This window comes from Bacillus sp. ISL-78 (assembly GCF_018613455.1).
Taxonomy (GTDB): Bacteria; Bacillota; Bacilli; order Bacillales; family DSM-1321; genus Peribacillus; species Peribacillus frigoritolerans.
Map to the genome: position 1 here is coordinate 283,990 of NZ_JAGGQC010000013.1, position 16,856 is coordinate 300,845.

Sequence of the window (16,856 nt, forward strand, 5' to 3'; positions counted from 1 at the left end):
ACTTCTTTTGGATTGCGGGTGACCGCCTGAATTCGACCCCTGGCTTATGCTATACTTTTTATTATAAAAATGGAGTGTGAATGGATATGGACAAGAATCAACAAGGTATTGAATTTATGCAGCAAGGCAAATACGAAGAAGCGGCAAAAGTTTTTAATGAGGCGATCGAGGAAAATCCGAATGAGCCTGTTGCTTACATAAACTTTGGAAATGTATTGACTGCCGTCGGTGAAACGGAAAAAGCGGTCAAGTTTTACAAAAAGGCGATCGAGCTGGATGAAAATGCAGCAGCGGCGTACTATTCATTAGGAAACTTATATTATGAATCCGATTCTAAACTGGTCGAAGCGAAGGATATGTTTGAAAAGGCCATCCGCCTGGGACTGGATAACAGCGATGCTTACTTCATGCTTGGATTGACATTGATGGCATTGGATCAACCGAAACTGGCGATGCCTTATCTGCAGAGAACGGTGGAGCTGAGCCCTGAGGATGTTGATGCAAGATTCCAATATGCGTTATGTCTTGCTAATGCGGAATTGTATGATGAATTGATCAATCAACTGAATAAAGTTGTGGAACAGGATCCAGGCCATGCGGATGCTTATTATAATTTAGGCGTTGCGTTTGCAGGGTATCGTGAGGATGCCAAGGCCGCGATGGTTTATTTTGATAAGGCTTTGGAAGCACAGCCTGACCATATGCTTGCAGCGCACGGTAAGAAACTGTTGGAAGAAATGAATGCTGAGTAAATAAAAAGCATATGCATGGAAAGGTGGGGAGAAGAGTTGAGCCAGCAAGATTCGTTGGATTTGTTTTCAGAAGAGAAAATGTTCATGAAAGGCAGTCATTTAGTGACGATCTTTCATAATGAAGAAAATATGTACTCGGTTGTGAGAATTCGCGTGCATGAAACGAATCTGAATTATGAAGAGAAGGAAGCGGTCGTAACAGGTTATTTTCCAAGGATGCATGAGGATGAGATCTATATTTTTTATGGGGCCATGAAGGAACATCCGCGTTTTGGCCTTCAATTTCATGTAGAGCATTTTCGCAAGGATTTGCCTCAATCCAAGGAAGGCATCGTCAGTTATTTATCAGGTGACCTTTTCAAGGGCATTGGGAAAAAAACAGCCGAAAGCATTGTCGAGACACTGGGTGATAAGGCCATTTCAAAAATTCTGGCTCAGCCTTCACTGCTAGATGATATTCCGAAGCTATCAGGGGAAAAGGCAAAGGGCCTCTATGATACATTAGTCGAGCATCAAGGTCTGGAGCAGGTTATGATCGCCCTGAATCAATATGGCTTCGGTCCGCAGCTGTCGATGAAAATCTATCAAATGTATAAGCAGGATACGATCACAATGGTTCAGGGAAATCCGTATAAGCTCGTAGAGGATATTGAAGGGATTGGTTTTGGACGGGCGGATGAGCTTGGGCATCAGCTGGGCATTTCCGGCAGCCACCCCGACCGAATCAAGGCTGCGTGCTTGTATACGCTTGAATCCCAATGCCTCCAGGACGGAAATATTTACATAGAAGCCGAGCAGCTTTTGGAAGCGGTCAAACGGCTGCTGGAGGAAAATAAACGGGATCGCATTGAGTTCACCAACATTTCCTCGGAAATAATCGAATTGACGCAAGAGGGGAAAATAGTTGTCGAGGATCAACGAATTTATCCGCCTTCGCTATTCTATTCGGAAAAGGGAATCGTGATGAACATCAAGCGGCTGCTTGCTCAAACCGAGTATGAGGACCAGTTCCCCGAATCGGAGTTCTTGCTGGCACTTGGGGAGCTGGAAGAGCGGCTGGATGTTTCCTATGCCCCGGCCCAAAAGGAAGCGATCCAAACAGCCCTGCAATCACCGATGTTAATCTTAACGGGGGGACCGGGTACCGGTAAGACGACAGTCATCAAAGGCATCGTTGAGCTATATGCAGAGCTGCATGGTGTATCCATGGACATTAACGATTATAAAAAAGAAGGAAGCGATCCTTTTCCATTCGTGCTTGCGGCTCCTACTGGCCGTGCAGCGAAACGCATGGCCGAGTCGACGGGGCTCCCTGCAGTTACGATCCACCGTTTGCTGGGGTGGAACGGGAGTGAAGGCTTTTCCCATGATGAGGATAATCAGCTGGATGGCCGTATCGTGATCATCGATGAGGTTTCGATGGTGGATACTTGGCTGGCCCATCAATTGTTTAAAGCTCTGCCGGAAAATGTCCAAGTGATATTGGTTGGTGATGAAGATCAGCTTCCATCTGTTGGACCTGGGCAGGTTTTAAAGGATTTGCTTGCATCGAATTGTGTACCGACTGTCAGTCTCGAACATATATATCGTCAAGCTGATGGGTCATCGATTATTGAATTGGCCCATGAAATCAAAAAAGGAAGGCTTCCGGAGGATGTCACGAAACAGCAAGAAGATCGATCGTTCATTCGCTGCCAAACCAACCAAATCCCCCAAGTAATCGAGAAAGTGGTTGCCAATGCCAGGACGAAAGGCTTCACGGCCAAAGATATACAGGTGCTGGCTCCCATGTATAGAGGGCCTGCCGGAATTGATGCACTGAATAAAATGCTTCAGGAAGTGTTCAATAGCAATGCGAATGAAAAGCGGCGGGAAATAAAATTCGGAGATGTGATATATAGAACAGGAGATAAGGTGCTTCAACTGGTGAACCAGCCAGAAGAGGGTGTCTTTAATGGCGATATGGGGGAAATCGTGTCCATATTGTTCGCTAAAGAAAATACCGATTCTGTCGATAAAGTGATCATATCGTTCGAAGGCATCGAAGTGACTTACACGAAGCAGGATTTGAACCAGATTACGCATGCCTATTGTTGCTCCATCCATAAGTCGCAGGGAAGCGAATTCCCCATCGTCATTTTACCTGTAGTGAAAAGTTATTACCGGATGCTCCGCCGTAATTTATTGTATACGGCGATTACCCGCAGTAAAAATTTCTTGATCCTATGTGGTGAAGAAGATGCATTCCGTTTAGGGATCGAGCGTAATGATGAGATGCGGCGGAAAACTACTTTGCGTGAAAAGCTGCGGGAGATCTTGAGTGAAGAAGAAATGCCGGTTGAAAAGGGTGAGGTACATCAAGAGGCAAGTTATCTTGACATTCTTATGCATGCTGACCCGATGATCGGGATGGAGAATGTCACGCCATATGATTTTATGTAGGTTCATTTTGATTAATTTTGTTTAAAATTCATGGTTTTGGTGGAACTAATAAGGATATAACTTATATGTGAGCAGGGGGGATTTGATGAAAAAAGGTTGGATAATCGGGATAGTCGTTGTCGTTCTGCTGGTCATTTATGGCGCATCTTCGTACAACGGACTTGTTAGTGCCAGTGAAGACGTCGATAATAAATGGTCACAAGTGGATAATCAATTAAAACGAAGAGCGGATTTGATTCCGAATCTTGTTGAAACGGTGAAGGGTTATGCCTCGCATGAAACGGAAGCCATTAAAGCTGTGAGTGATGCACGCTCGAAGCTGGCAGGTGCCAATTCGACTGAAGATGCGATTGATGCCGATCAAGAATTGAGCGGGGCCTTGAGCCGTCTTTTGGTTGTTGTCGAGAACTATCCGGATTTAAAGGCCAATGAGAACTTTAAAGGTCTCATGGATAGTTTGGAAGGCACGGAAAATCGGCTGACAGTAGCACGAAAAGACTATAATGATGAAGTGACCGACTATAATAAGATGATTAAACGCTTTCCGAAGAATATGATGGCAGAAGCTTTCGGGTTCGATGCCAAACCATATTTTGAAGTGACCGATCAAGAAAAAGAAACGCCAAAGGTTGATTTCGGGAGCGATAAATAATGAAAAAACTCGCTGTGTTTGCGCTATTCTTCATTCTCACGTTCAGTCTAGCAAACGTGGCCGCAGCACAACCTAACATTCCTGAACCAGTTGGGGATATATATGTTCAGGACTTCGCCGGAGTCCTGGATGATCAGGAAAAATCCGAACTCATCGAACTAGGGAAACGATTGGATGATGCCACAAAAGCACAAATTTCCGTTTTGACGGTTGATTCGATGGAAGGGTCCGAGATCGAGGAGTACTCGGTCGAGGCATTTAGATCATTCAAGCTTGGTGATGCCGAGCTGAACAATGGAGTCCTCATCGTGCTGGCCATGGAAGAACAGAAAATCCGAATTGAAGTGGGGTACGGTTTGGAAGGGGCCATTACCGATATAAAATCTGGACAGATTTTGGATGGTGTGGCTATCCCCGCGCTGAAAGAGGGGAAATATGATGTTGCCCTGACGGAGACCTATAAGGCTGTATATAACGACGTCACGAAAGAATACAACCTAGGTGACGAGTTTTATCAAGATCTCTCCGTTCAGCCGGAGTCAGAAACTTTTAAGCCATCAGGTTTACAGATTTTCTTCATTATCATCGTCGTCATCATCGTATTCATCCTCGATGCCAAGTTCTTTAAAGGGTTTTTCCTTCAAACGCTAATCAATATCCTTTTGATATTCATAAGTCGCGGCGGAGGCGGCCGTGGAGGCGGAAGCGGCGGTCCACGGGGCGGCGGCGGAAGTTCCGGTGGCGGAGGTGCCAGCAGGGGCTGGTGAAAACAGGTGGATCTGACCGGGAAACCGGTCTTTTTTTTATGTATGGCCCCTGTGTTGGACCAACAATGGAAAACCTTTCAGCACATCTATTTTCAGGAGTAAAGAGATAATAAAAATGTTCGGAAAGGCGGGATGACCTTGCGGACGTTTTCTTTATTGAAAGGAATGCCGGTTTTTACAATCAAAGGAGAAAGAATCGGCACGGTCCACGATTTATCAATTTCTGAAATGGGACAGGTAACGGGCTTGGTCGTTCATCAGCAAGCATTGTTCAAAAGAGCTTTTCATTTGAGACTTGACGATATTTCTTCATTCGGTCCAGATGGGATCGTCATCAGCCAGCAAGATTCAATCTTAACGAAAGTACCTGCGGATTCCATTTGCCTCTCGAAGGACGAATTATTGGGACGCATGCTGTTTTCAGAAATGGGCGAAGAACTTGGTTTACTGCAGGATGTATATTTCAAGGAAAAAATGGGCACGATTATAGCGTATGAAACAACGGATGGGTTTTTCTCGGAGTCGACAGTGATAGAATCAAAACAGCCGCCTGCATTAGGGAAGGACACCATCATTGTTTCAGTTTATGAACAGTGAGGTGTCCATTTTGGAAATTAAATGTCCGAATTGCCGCAGTAAAGATGTTGGGAAGATTGGCGTAAATCAATATTATTGTTGGAATTGCTTTATTGAAATGACTCTGTCCGAAGGTCTCATCAATACGCACCAAGTCGAGGAAGATGGAAGTTTAAGCTCATTGGACGATTTGTTTGAGGAAAATGACCGCCGCTTCGGTATGTAAATAACGGAAGAGGTGTTTGCAATGGCTAAACGTTCACGCAATACTCTAATGAATATGGGTTCTGACTTGATGAACTCGAAGATGATCAAACGGAACATGAAGAAAATACGCAAAAGATTAAAGTCATTATTATAGCAGGAATGGGTGTCCTGATAATGAGGGCACTCTTTTTTATGTATGAAAACCTTCCGCCTTTCGAACAATAAATGAGCGGGGGGTGTTTATTGTGAGTATTCGGCTAAAGTGGTTTTATCGCCTGGGTTTTTTATTGCTCTTATTTTTCGTCATCTATATTTTTATGAAACTTAAGCCCATGTGGGGACCTGCCGTTACTGTATGTGTGACGGTACTGCTGCCCTTTTTGATCGGTGCGTTCATCAGTTACTTGCTGCACCCTGTAGTGGAATATTTTAATGAGAAAGGGATGCGTCGCTGGCTTTCGATCACGATCATCTATTTGTTGTTTTTCGGGGGGATCGGTTTTGCCGTTTATAAAGGGATTCCAGTGATCGTCAGTCAGGTTCGCGAGCTCTCGGAAAGCGTGCCGGAACTGGTTGAACAGTACCGCGGCAGGATTGATAAGCTCAATCATCAAACGGCGGCCTGGCCGTTCGGAATTCATGAAAGATTCGAAGAGGGTGTCACCCTCTTCGAAGGCTGGCTGAAGCGCATACCTGAAAAGGCGATGGAGTATGCAATGAAGATGATTGATTTCATCGTCCTGATTGCGTTGATTCCATTCATTGCTTTTTATATCCTGAAGGATTTCACCGTTTTAAAAAAAATGGCATGGTATATGACCCCGAAAAAATGGCGCAATCAGGGACGGGCATTCGTTCGTGACGTCGATGCGTCGCTTGGCGGCTATATCCGCGGACAAATCATCGTCTGTGTCGTGATCGGCTTGATTTCCTCGCTGCTCTTCTGGATAGCCGGAATGAAATATCCGCTTCTTTTGGGGGCGATAATCGGAATAACGAATGTCATACCGTATTTCGGACCGATTATTGGGGCCATTCCTGCTGTGGTCATCGCCGCGACAATGTCAGTTAAAATGGTGTTGATCATCGCGGTCATCGTGCTTGTCCTTCAATTTCTTGAAGGAAATATCCTGTCGCCGCTAATAGTCGGTAAAAGCCTTCATATGCATCCGCTGTTCATCATGCTTGCATTATTGGCCGGAGGCGAAATAGGCGGTATCGTCGGCATGGTCCTTTCGATTCCCATCTTGGCTGTGTTGAAAGTTTTTGTACTTCATGCCCGCGTTCACTTTAGAAAGAAGCCGCCCCTTATTGACAAATAAAAGTCTTGTGAATATAATCCATAACATAAGATAATTCGTTGAAGGATGAAGTATGCTGAAGTCCATCTAAAGAGAGGGGTCCCCCAGGCTGAAAGGGACTGCCAGGTGAAGAGCAGCAGAAAGCTAGTCCTGAGAGCAGCTAATACCTGCCGTCACGCCGCGTTAAGGCTTTTATGAAGGTGATGGGCCTGGGATGAATTCCTGCGTCCATAATCAGGGTGGTACCGCGAGTCAACTCTCGTCCCTGTTTTTGGGATGGGGGTTTTTTTGTGTGCTCAAAATTACATAATTTTTATAAGGAGGATATATATATGAAGTATTTAACTGGTGCTCAAATCCGCCAAATGTATTTAGACTTTTTTAGTGAAAAAGGACATAACATCGAACCAAGTGCGTCATTGGTTCCTCATGAAGATCCATCATTGCTTTGGATCAATTCCGGGGTGGCGACGTTAAAGAAATATTTTGATGGACGGGTGATTCCTGAAAATCCGAGGATTACGAATGCTCAAAAGGCGATCCGAACAAACGATATTGAAAACGTGGGGAAAACGGCACGTCATCATACGTTTTTCGAAATGCTCGGAAACTTCTCCATTGGTGAATATTTCAAAGAAGAAGCCATTACATGGGCATGGGAATTTTTGACCGATGAAAAATGGATTGGTTTCGACAAAGATAAATTGGCTGTGACGATCCATCCTGAAGATGATGAAGCATTCGAACTTTGGAATAAGAAAATCGGTGTTCCTGCTGAAAGGATCATTCGCCTGGAAGAAAACTTCTGGGATATCGGAGAAGGTCCAAGCGGTCCGAATACGGAGATTTTCTATGACCGCGGACCTGCATACGGCGATGATCCGAATGATCCGGAACTATATCCAGGCGGAGAAAATGAACGTCATCTGGAAGTATGGAATCTTGTATTTTCTCAATTCAACCATAATCCGGACGGTTCTTACACACCGCTTCCAAAGAAAAATATCGATACAGGGATGGGCCTTGAACGTATGGCTTCCGTCGTTCAAGATGTGGCGACGAACTATGATACAGATTTATTCATGCCAATCATCCGCGCAGTCGAAGAGATATCCGATGTGAAGTATGGTGTTGATGCAGAAAAAGATGTGGCATTCAAAGTCATTGCCGACCATATTCGTACGGTAGCCTTTGCAGTAGGTGACGGGGCTCTTCCATCCAACGAAGGCCGCGGTTATGTATTGCGCCGTTTACTTCGCAGAGCGGTTCGATATGCTAAGCAAATCAACATCAACCGACCATTCATGTTCGAGCTTGTGACGGTTGTCGGTGAAATCATGAAAGACTTCTATCCTGAAGTCCTCAAGAATAAAGAATTCATTGCAAAAGTAATCAAAAATGAAGAGGAACGCTTCCACGAAACCCTGAATGATGGACTGTCCATCCTTTCCGAGGTCATTAAAAAGGAAAAGGAAAAAGGCAATACGACCATTCCGGGCAGCGATGCATTCCGTTTATATGACACATATGGTTTCCCGATTGAGTTAACGGAAGAGTATGCAGAAGAAGAAGGCATGGCGGTCGATCAAGCTGGATTTGAAAAAGAGATGGATGCTCAGCGTGAACGTGCCCGTTCAGCGCGTCAAGATGTTGATTCCATGCAAATCCAAGGCGGGGTATTGGGCGATATTAAAGTTGAAAGTGAATTTGTCGGATATGATCAAGTTGCTGTCGAAGCCAAAGTTGCTGCCATCATTAAAAATGGCGAGCTTGTAACGGAGGCACAAGAAGGAGAAGAAGTTCAAGTGATATTGGACAAGACTCCTTTCTACGCGGAAAGCGGCGGACAAATAGCCGATAAAGGAACGATGGCCAGTGAATCGGTGAAGGTTGATGTCCTTGATGTCCAAAAAGCTCCTAATGGCCAAAATCTGCACCGAGTAGCAGTTACGGCCGGCACGTTAACAGCAGATTCCAATATCGTTGCTGCGGTAAATCAAGAAAATCGCATCCATATCACGAAAAACCATACAGCTACGCACCTTTTGCATCAGGCGTTGAAAGATGTGCTTGGTACACATGTCAACCAAGCTGGTTCACTCGTACAGGCTGAGCGCCTTCGTTTCGATTTCTCTCATTTTGGCCAGATAACGGCGGATGAGATTGAACAAATCGAAACGATTGTAAATGAAAAGATTTGGCAAAGCTTACAAGTGAATACGGATTATAAAAACATCGAAGAAGCCAAGGCTATGGGCGCAATGGCCTTGTTCGGCGAAAAATACGGCAAGATTGTCCGTGTCGTTCAAATAGGCGATTACAGCTTGGAACTTTGCGGCGGTGTCCACGTTCCGAATACAGCGGTGATCGGCTTGTTCAAAATCGTTTCCGAAAGCGGAATTGGTGCAGGAACTCGCCGTATAGAAGCTGTAACGGGTGCCGGGGCGTACAAATTGATGACCGATCAAATCGGTGTCTTGAAGGACGCAGCTGCTAAATTGAAAACGAACTTGAAAGACGTACCTTCAAGAATTGAAACGGTACTGGCAGAAGTGAAGGATCTTCAACGTGAGAATGAAAGCCTTACAGCGAAATTAAGTAATATTGAAGCAAGCAGCCTTGTTACTAACGTAAAAGACGTAAATGGTGTTCAAGTATTGGTGGCGAAGGTTCAAGCCACCGACATGAATAATCTGCGTGCAATGGCGGATGATTTGAAACAAAAGCTCGATTCTGTCATTATCGTATTAGGTTCGGCCCAAGGCGATAAAGTCAATTTGATTGCCGGGGTGACCAAGGATTACATCGAACGCGGTTTCCATGCTGGTAAATTGGTGAAAGAAGTTGCCTCCCGTTGCGGCGGTGGCGGTGGCGGACGTCCAGATATGGCTCAAGCCGGCGGAAAAGACCCTAAAAAATTGGATGCAGCACTTAATTTTGTTGAAGAATGGGTCTTATCGATTTCATAATCAATGGAAAGTGTTGTACAATGAAGGTAATAGTGGATTCTGGACGCTGAGGAGAGGTGCATGTTAATGAGTTCCTTTGATAAAACGATGAAATTTAATTTTCCCGAAGAACCATTCGAAAGAGATGTACAAGAAGTATTGTCTCAAGTATATGTTGCACTTCAGGAAAAAGGTTATAACCCGATAAACCAGATTGTCGGTTATCTATTATCTGGTGACCCGGCCTACATCCCGCGCCATATGGATGCTCGAAACATTATTCGTAAGCTTGAACGCGATGAAATCATCGAAGAATTGGTTAAGTCGTATCTTAAGAACCATCGAGAGGAATACTAATGCGCACAATGGGACTTGATTTAGGTTCAAAAACCATCGGCGTTGCCTTGAGCGACGCGATGGGTTGGACTGCACAAGGATTGGAAACGATCAAAATTAACGAAGCTGGAAATGACTTCGGCTTTAAACGCCTCAATGAAATTATAAAAGAGCATGATGTTTCTAAAATTGTCCTCGGTTTACCTAAAAACATGAATGGGACCGTTGGACCGCGAGGCGAGATCAGCCAAGATTTCGCTAAACGATTAGAAAACAAATTCAAGCTGCCGGTGTTTCTCTGGGATGAACGGTTGACAACTATGGCGGCTGAACGTGTCCTTCTTGAGGCGGACGTGAGCCGAAGCAAACGCAAGAAAGTCATTGATAAAATGGCAGCTGTCATGATTCTGCAAGGATTCTTGGACAGACAAACAAATTCAATATGAGGTGAATACAAATGGAACACGGCGAAAACAACATTACAGTAGTAGATGAAAACGGAAACGAGCAGCTTTGCGAAATCCTTTTCACATTCGACTCAGATAAATTCAACAAATCTTATGTACTTTACTATCCGATGTCTGCAGAAGATGAAGAGGAAGAAATTGAAATCCACGCTTCATCATTCGTACCGAGCGAAGATAATAAAGATGGTGAACTTACACCGATCGAAACAGAAGAAGAGTGGGATCTTGTCGAAGAAATGTTAAATACATTCCTTGACCAAGAAGAAGCGGAAGAAGAATAAATGAAAAAACCGGCCCCTAAAGGTCGGTTTTTTTTTTGCTTTTTTCGTAATGATTGTTGTTTTTACGAAACTATTTTAGGTTGATTGGAGCGGGTGTGCGAGACCTCTGCGGAAAAAGCATATCAAAGGAGGACCCCGCAGACGAAAACCGCGGAAAGCGAGTACCTGGAGTGAAATAAACGTTCGAATTGTAAAAACCTGTATAAAATTGCAGGCATAAAGGTCGTTTTTTCATTTTTGTACCAGTAACCACTTATCTTTTCTTTGCGAATAAAAGCATAAAAGTAGCGAACGGACCCAAAAATAATGATAGCAAGAACCAGTTCAGCGCCATTCTATTTTTCCCTTGAGCAAGTCCGGCGTTAATGAGTGCCAATGTCCCCAACCTACAAAATAAGAATGGTCCAACTCCTTCACACCTTTCCTTTTCCTCAAATTATTATGGCATTCCTATATGAATATTTCTGTAATTTTCCCTAAAATGCCAACATATGCAGGAAACATTTTAAGCTGAGTATAATTAAAACAGAGTTGATTGGAGCGGGTGTGCGAGACTCCTGCGGGAAAAGTGTGTCTAAGGAGACCCGCAGGCGGAAGCCGAGGAGGCTCCCGAGACAGCCCGCGGAAAGTGAGTCCCTGGAGCGTAAATCAACGTCTAGATTGTACAAGCCATAAAAAGACTGTGGGCAAAAAGAGTTCGGAAACATATCTTTCATCAAATGATGTTCCCGAACCAACTTACCCCAAGCGGCACCATCAACTCCTCGAGTATGGTTTCTAAGTTAATAAATAGTTGATTGGGGAGTAAGGTAGCGGGTCTCTGCGGGAAAAACGCATCAAAGGGAGTGCCTGGTGCGGAAATCAATATCCCCTCATTTTCCTATTAAATAATACCTGTATATTGACAAAACTAGTGCATTTTTGCCATAAATAGAGTATTGATGAATGTAGTTTTGCAAAAAACATGTAATTATTTGTTGATTTTAGTATAATGTTCGAAGCAAAGATTAATTAGAGAAAAAGCATCATCTAGAAACCATTCTGTAGTTGGTGTGAGTTTGCAGGGGGAATGAACATGGATGAAAAAGATAAAAATTTATCTAAAAAGGAACATATCCGAATGAAATTGTTAGAACAGCAAGGAGAAGCCAAGCTGGTTCGTAAAATCATCATGATTACGATCGCTTCGCTTATTTTACTAATTGGGATAGTTGGTCTGGTGGGCTTTTTATATATCAACTCAGCCATGAAACCAGTCGATCCGGATGATGACACCATCAAGAAAGTGAAAATCCCGATCGGTTCATCCGTTAACGGAATTTCAACTCTGCTTGAAGAGCAGGGAATAATCAAGGACGCACGCGTATTCAAATATTATATTAAATTCCGCAATGAATCCGGTTTTCAGGCAGGGGAGTATAAATTATCACCTTCGATGCCGATTGAAGATATTGTCACAAGCATCAAAACCGGAAAACTCATGAAGGAAGCGGCAATGAGAATAACGATCCCAGAAGGGAAGCAGCTAATCCAAATTGCCGATATCATCGCGGGCAAGACGGGCGAAGATCCGAAAAAGGTCTTCAAGGAATTGAATGATAAGAAGTTCGTTAATTCCATGCAAGAACAATTTCCGCAGCTATTGACCTCGGAAATCGAAAATGAAAAGGTTTTATATCCGCTTGAAGGGTACCTTTTCCCAGCTACTTATGACTTTTATGAGGAAAAGCCGACCCTTGAATCGATCGTCATCGAGATGCTGAAGAAAACCGAAGAGACATTGCAGGCTTACGAGGGCCAAATGGACAAGAACGATTATTCCGTACACGAGATGCTGACCTTCGCTTCGCTTGTCGAAGAAGAGGCGACGGCACAAGTCGATCGCGGAAAGATAGCTTCCGTCTTTTACAATCGTATTAAGGAAGATATGCCGCTTCAAACGGATCCGACCGTTTTGTATGCGAAGGGTTCACATAAGAGCAGGGTGTATTATAAAGACCTTGAGGTGAAATCCCCTTATAATACGTATAAGAACAAGGGGCTGCCGCCAGGGCCGATTGCAAATGCCGGAACGACATCGATCGATGCGGTATTGAAACCTGAGAAAACGGATTACCTGTACTTTTTGGCAACACCTGAAGGCGAAGTCCTTTACTCCAAGACCTTGGATGACCACAATAACAAAAAGGCAGAGCATATTTCCAATAAATAAAGAAAAAAATGCAAGGCTACTGAGGGGGGAGAGATATTACTTTCCCCTCGTTTTTATGATAGAATAGTACAAGTGAATTTTTGATCCGATTTTTATCGGTGACGTAACTCGGCGAATGCCGGGTTTTATTTTGAAGATAAGGAAATGTAGATCGTCAAGCATACTTGTTTCAGCTCCTTGTGAAGAAATTGTTCAATCAATTTTTTCATGTTACTGGCCAAGCGCTTTTGTTTTCCTTATAAATGGAGGAAACGTTTTGAACGGAAAAATAGAACAATATCTCCATTCCTTAATTCCGGAGCGTACGGGTTTGCTTAAGGAGTTGGAAGATTTTGCGATGGAAAATAATGTGCCGATCATGGAGCCCGAAGGAATTGAAGTGCTGCTTCAGATTTTAAGGCTTCATCAGCCAAAGGCGATATTGGAAGTAGGTTCGGCAATTGGCTATTCGGCCATAAGGATGGCTGAGACCCTTCCGGAAGCAGAAATCGTCACACTTGAACGGAATGAAGCCCGTATTGAGCAGGCAAGGGCTAACTTCAAGAAGGCGGGACTGTCGGAAAGGATCACCCTCATTGAAGGGGATGCCCTTGAAGCGGGACCGAAAGTGATGGAGCATGGCCCGTTCGATATCATCTTCGTTGATGCAGCTAAAGGACAGTACAAGCGATTCTTTGAACTGTTTGAACCATTCCTTGCTGATGCTGGCATCATCATTACTGACAATGTTTTATTCAAAGGCTTGGTTGCCGAAAACATTGAAGAAATGGAAATGACGAGAAGAAAGCGAGCTCTAATCAAAAAAATCAGAGACTTTAACATCTGGTTACATGACCATCCCCATTTCGATACTGTAATTTTGCCGATAGGTGATGGTGTGGCCATTAGTAAACATAGAGGTGACAAAAATGAAAAAGCCTGAATTACTCGTGACTCCGACAAGTGTCGATCATATAACGGAACTCATCGATGCTGGCGCTGACGCCTTCGTCATTGGCGAACAACGTTATGCGCTAAGGCTGGCAGGTGAGTTCAATCGTGAAGATGTAGAGGAGGCAATTGAACTTGCACATGCTGCGGGCAAGAAAGTGTACGTATCCATGAACGCCATTTTTCATAATGAAAAAGTGGACGAGCTTGAAGGGTATGTTACATTCCTTAAAGAGGCTGGTGCCGACCGGATCATTTTCGGTGATCCCGCAGTCTTGATGGCTGTCCGTGCCGTGGCACCTGATATGCCCCTGCACTGGAATACGGAGATGACGGTAACGAACTGGTACACATGTAATTACTGGGGAAAACGCGGTGCCGTCCGTGCCGTTGCTGCGCGTGAGATAAGTCTGGACGAGATCGTGGAAATGAAGGAAAATGCCGAAGTGGAGATTGAAGTGCAAGTGCATGGCATGACATGCATGTTCCAATCGAAGCGTACGCTCCTAGGTAATTACTTTGAATACCAAGGCAAGGCATTGGAAGTGGAAAATCGGAAGGAACATAGAAATATGTTCTTGCATGATAAGGAACGCGAAAATAAATACCCGATTTATGAAGATGAAAATGGTACACATATCATGAGTCCGAATGATATGTGCATGATTGATGAACTTCAGGAATTGATTGAAGCGGAAATCGATTCTCTGAAAATCGAAGGGTTACTGCAAACACCGGAATATGTCATTGAAATGACAAAGTTATATCGGGAAGCGATTGACGTATGCTCTGAAGACCCTGACCGCTATGAGGATATCAAATCGGAACTTTTTGAAAAAGTCAAAGCGGTTCAGCCGGATAACCGTGAGTTGGATACCGGGTTCTTCTTTAAAGAATCGGTTTATTAAAGAAAAGGGTAAGAGAAAGAGGAGGAATAGCCTTGAATGCTATTGCTGATAAAATTTCCAAGATCGTTGATGGAAAGAGAGTCATTGTAAAAAAACCGGAATTGCTGGCTCCGGCCGGCAACCTTGAAAAATTAAAAATTGCCGTCCATTACGGCGCGGATGCCGTGTTCATTGGCGGTCAGGAGTATGGCCTTCGTTCCAATGCCGGTAACTTCACGTTTGAGGAAATGAAGGAAGGCGTCGAATTCGCCAATAAGTATGGTGCAAAAGTATATGTAACTACAAATATCTTCGCACATAATGAAAATATCGATGGTCTTGATGAATACCTGGAAGGTCTTCAGGAGGCAGGGGTTCATGGTATCATCGTCGCCGATCCATTAATCATCGAAACCTGTAAAAGGGTCGCTCCGAAAGTCGAGATCCATTTAAGCACACAGCAATCGCTATCGAACTGGAAGGCTGTTCAGTATTGGAAAGAGGAAGGCTTGGAGCGTGTTGTTTTGGCACGTGAGACGAGTGCTGATGAAATCCGTGAAATGAAGGAGAAGGTCGATATCGAAATCGAGGCTTTCGTTCATGGGGCCATGTGCATTGCCTATTCCGGACGCTGCACCCTTTCGAACCATATGACGGCGCGTGATTCGAACCGCGGCGGCTGCTGTCAGTCTTGCCGTTGGGATTATGATTTATATGAGTTGGATCAAGATGGGGAAAAGGCTTTATTCGATAAAGAAGATGCTCCATTCGCAATGAGTCCAAAAGACTTGAAGCTGATTGAATCACTGCCTGGCATGATTGAAATTGGCATAGACAGCTTAAAAGTCGAAGGAAGAATGAAATCGATTCATTATATTGCAACGGTTGTCAGCGTGTATCGTAAAGTGATTGATGCATATTGTGCCGATCCCGACAATTTCAAGATTAAACAAGAATGGCTGGAAGAGCTTGATAAGTGTGCGAACCGTGAGACGGCATCATCGTTCATGGAAGGGGAAATTCCTGGGTATAAACAGCAAATGTTCGGGAATCATACCGTAAAGACTCGCTTCGACTTCGCAGGATTGGTGCTTGATTACAACGAGGAAACTAAAATCGTCACCATGCAGCAACGTAATTTCTTCAAGCCTGGGGATGAAGTGGAGTTTTTTGGACCGGAAATCGAAAACTTCACTCAAAAAATCGGTACGATCTGGGATGAGTCAGGTAAGGAGCTGGAGGCAGCCCGCCATCCGCTTCAAATTGTCCGCATTCAAGTAGATAATAGAGTTTATGTGAACAATATGATGCGGAAGGAGAATTGATATGACAAGAAAGAAACCAGTGGTCATTGGAGTTACCGGAGGTTCGGGATCAGGTAAAACAAGTGTTACCCGTTCCATTTTTGAATTCTTCCAAGGACATTCCATTTTGATGATCGAACAAGATTATTATTATAAAGATCAAAGTCATCTGCCTTTTGAAGAACGCTTGAAAACGAATTATGATCATCCGCTTGCATTTGATAATGATTTGCTAATCGATCACATTAACGCTTTGCTGCGCTATGAAACGATAGAAAAACCGGTTTATGATTATTCGATCCATACGCGGTCGGAAGAAGTCATCACGGTTGAGCCACAGGATGTCATCATCCTTGAAGGGATTCTTGTACTGGAGGATGAGCGCCTACGAGACCTGATGGATATGAAGTTATATGTCGATACGGACGCAGACCTGCGGATCCTTCGCCGGATGACCCGTGATATTAAAGAACGCGGCCGGTCCATAGATTCCGTCATCGAACAATACATCAGTGTCGTCCGTCCGATGCATAATCAGTTCATAGAACCGACGAAGCGTTATGCCGACATCATCATACCAGAAGGCGGCCAAAACCATGTGGCGATTGACCTTATGGTGACAAAAATTCAAACAATCCTTGAACAAAAGTCTTTTTTGTAATAACATAGCATAAATAATGATAGGTGCCATTTTCCTCCGTTTATTTAAAAATCCCATTTAATTAATGGGAAAGACTGGACAAATGTTGGAAAACGCAATACTCTATTCTTGATACAGAACGAACCGGCTGCTC

The 16,856-nt window shown here is 44.0% G+C and carries 16 protein-coding genes; all 16 read left to right on the forward strand.

Annotation, left to right across the window (positions count from 1 at the left end; translation table 11 throughout):
• Window positions 1–86 precede the first annotated feature (86 nt).
• Complete coding sequence (locus J7I96_RS15270; RefSeq protein WP_214773442.1) at window positions 87–752, forward strand: tetratricopeptide repeat protein; 666 nt, start codon at window positions 87–89, stop codon at window positions 750–752.
• Window positions 753–788: 36 nt separating this feature from the next.
• Complete coding sequence (gene recD2, locus J7I96_RS15275) at window positions 789–3,194, forward strand: SF1B family DNA helicase RecD2 (RefSeq protein WP_214925094.1); 2,406 nt, start codon at window positions 789–791, stop codon at window positions 3,192–3,194.
• An 82-nt stretch (window positions 3,195–3,276) separates the two neighbouring features.
• Window positions 3,277–3,846: a LemA family protein gene (locus J7I96_RS15280; protein ID WP_396020109.1), complete on the forward strand. Its 570-nt coding sequence runs from the start codon at window positions 3,277–3,279 to the stop codon at window positions 3,844–3,846.
• Window positions 3,846–4,613 carry a TPM domain-containing protein gene (locus tag J7I96_RS15285; RefSeq protein ID WP_214925106.1) on the forward strand — a complete coding sequence of 256 codons (768 nt, stop codon included), beginning with the start codon at window positions 3,846–3,848 and terminating at the stop codon, window positions 4,611–4,613. Before J7I96_RS15280 ends, J7I96_RS15285 begins: the two co-directional genes overlap by 1 nt.
• Before the next feature lie 138 nt (window positions 4,614–4,751).
• Window positions 4,752–5,210 carry a PRC-barrel domain-containing protein gene (locus tag J7I96_RS15290; RefSeq protein ID WP_214925107.1) on the forward strand — a complete coding sequence of 153 codons (459 nt, stop codon included), beginning with the start codon at window positions 4,752–4,754 and terminating at the stop codon, window positions 5,208–5,210.
• Entirely contained in the window at window positions 5,200–5,415 is a 216-nt protein-coding gene (locus J7I96_RS15295) for a hypothetical protein (protein ID WP_034311361.1), read from the forward strand. The genes J7I96_RS15290 and J7I96_RS15295 overlap by 11 nt, the downstream gene beginning before the upstream one ends.
• A gap of 226 nt (window positions 5,416–5,641) precedes the next feature.
• Window positions 5,642–6,718 carry an AI-2E family transporter gene (locus J7I96_RS15300; RefSeq protein WP_214773446.1) on the forward strand — a complete coding sequence of 359 codons (1,077 nt, stop codon included), beginning with the start codon at window positions 5,642–5,644 and terminating at the stop codon, window positions 6,716–6,718.
• A gap of 311 nt (window positions 6,719–7,029) precedes the next feature.
• Window positions 7,030–9,666 (forward strand): alanine--tRNA ligase, encoded by a 2,637-nt coding sequence (gene alaS / locus J7I96_RS15305; protein ID WP_214925110.1) that lies wholly within the window; start codon window positions 7,030–7,032, stop codon window positions 9,664–9,666.
• Window positions 9,667–9,732: 66 nt separating this feature from the next.
• Complete coding sequence (locus J7I96_RS15310) at window positions 9,733–10,002, forward strand: IreB family regulatory phosphoprotein (protein WP_034311358.1); 270 nt, start codon at window positions 9,733–9,735, stop codon at window positions 10,000–10,002.
• On the forward strand, window positions 10,002–10,427 hold the full coding sequence (ruvX, locus tag J7I96_RS15315) for a Holliday junction resolvase RuvX (protein ID WP_034308633.1): 426 nt from the start codon (window positions 10,002–10,004) through the stop codon (window positions 10,425–10,427). Before J7I96_RS15310 ends, ruvX begins: the two co-directional genes overlap by 1 nt.
• 11 nt (window positions 10,428–10,438) lie before the next feature.
• A complete protein-coding gene (locus tag J7I96_RS15320; RefSeq protein WP_034308630.1) occupies window positions 10,439–10,729 on the forward strand; it encodes a DUF1292 domain-containing protein in 291 nt (96 codons plus the stop codon).
• Between the two features lie 1,075 nt (window positions 10,730–11,804).
• Window positions 11,805–12,941 carry an endolytic transglycosylase MltG gene (gene mltG, locus J7I96_RS15325; RefSeq protein WP_396020110.1) on the forward strand — a complete coding sequence of 379 codons (1,137 nt, stop codon included), beginning with the start codon at window positions 11,805–11,807 and terminating at the stop codon, window positions 12,939–12,941.
• A gap of 256 nt (window positions 12,942–13,197) precedes the next feature.
• Entirely contained in the window at window positions 13,198–13,863 is a 666-nt protein-coding gene (locus J7I96_RS15330) for an O-methyltransferase (protein ID WP_034308624.1), read from the forward strand.
• Window positions 13,850–14,779 carry a peptidase U32 family protein gene (locus tag J7I96_RS15335; RefSeq protein WP_214773450.1) on the forward strand — a complete coding sequence of 310 codons (930 nt, stop codon included), beginning with the start codon at window positions 13,850–13,852 and terminating at the stop codon, window positions 14,777–14,779. The genes J7I96_RS15330 and J7I96_RS15335 overlap by 14 nt, the downstream gene beginning before the upstream one ends.
• A 32-nt stretch (window positions 14,780–14,811) precedes the next feature.
• Window positions 14,812–16,083: a peptidase U32 family protein gene (locus J7I96_RS15340; RefSeq protein WP_034308621.1), complete on the forward strand. Its 1,272-nt coding sequence runs from the start codon at window positions 14,812–14,814 to the stop codon at window positions 16,081–16,083.
• 1 nt (window position 16,084) lies between these two features.
• Window positions 16,085–16,723 (forward strand): uridine kinase, encoded by a 639-nt coding sequence (gene udk / locus J7I96_RS15345; RefSeq protein WP_034308619.1) that lies wholly within the window; start codon window positions 16,085–16,087, stop codon window positions 16,721–16,723.
• The last annotated feature ends 133 nt before the right edge of the window (window positions 16,724–16,856 follow it).

Bases quoted from the DNA above. Each gene is read 5' to 3' on its own strand.
- J7I96_RS15270 (WP_214773442.1), top strand. From the start codon at position 87: ATGGACAAGAATCAACAAGGTATTGAATTTATGCAGCAAGGCAAATAC.
- J7I96_RS15285 (WP_214925106.1), top strand. From the start codon at position 3,846: ATGAAAAAACTCGCTGTGTTTGCGCTATTCTTCATTCTCACGTTCAGT.
- J7I96_RS15295 (WP_034311361.1), top strand. From the start codon at position 5,200: ATGAACAGTGAGGTGTCCATTTTGGAAATTAAATGTCCGAATTGCCGC.
- alaS (WP_214925110.1), top strand. From the start codon at position 7,030: ATGAAGTATTTAACTGGTGCTCAAATCCGCCAAATGTATTTAGACTTT.
- J7I96_RS15310 (WP_034311358.1), top strand. From the start codon at position 9,733: ATGAGTTCCTTTGATAAAACGATGAAATTTAATTTTCCCGAAGAACCA.
- ruvX (WP_034308633.1), top strand. From the start codon at position 10,002: ATGCGCACAATGGGACTTGATTTAGGTTCAAAAACCATCGGCGTTGCC.
- J7I96_RS15320 (WP_034308630.1), top strand. From the start codon at position 10,439: ATGGAACACGGCGAAAACAACATTACAGTAGTAGATGAAAACGGAAAC.
- mltG (WP_396020110.1), top strand. From the start codon at position 11,805: ATGGATGAAAAAGATAAAAATTTATCTAAAAAGGAACATATCCGAATG.
- J7I96_RS15335 (WP_214773450.1), top strand. From the start codon at position 13,850: ATGAAAAAGCCTGAATTACTCGTGACTCCGACAAGTGTCGATCATATA.
- udk (WP_034308619.1), top strand. From the start codon at position 16,085: ATGACAAGAAAGAAACCAGTGGTCATTGGAGTTACCGGAGGTTCGGGA.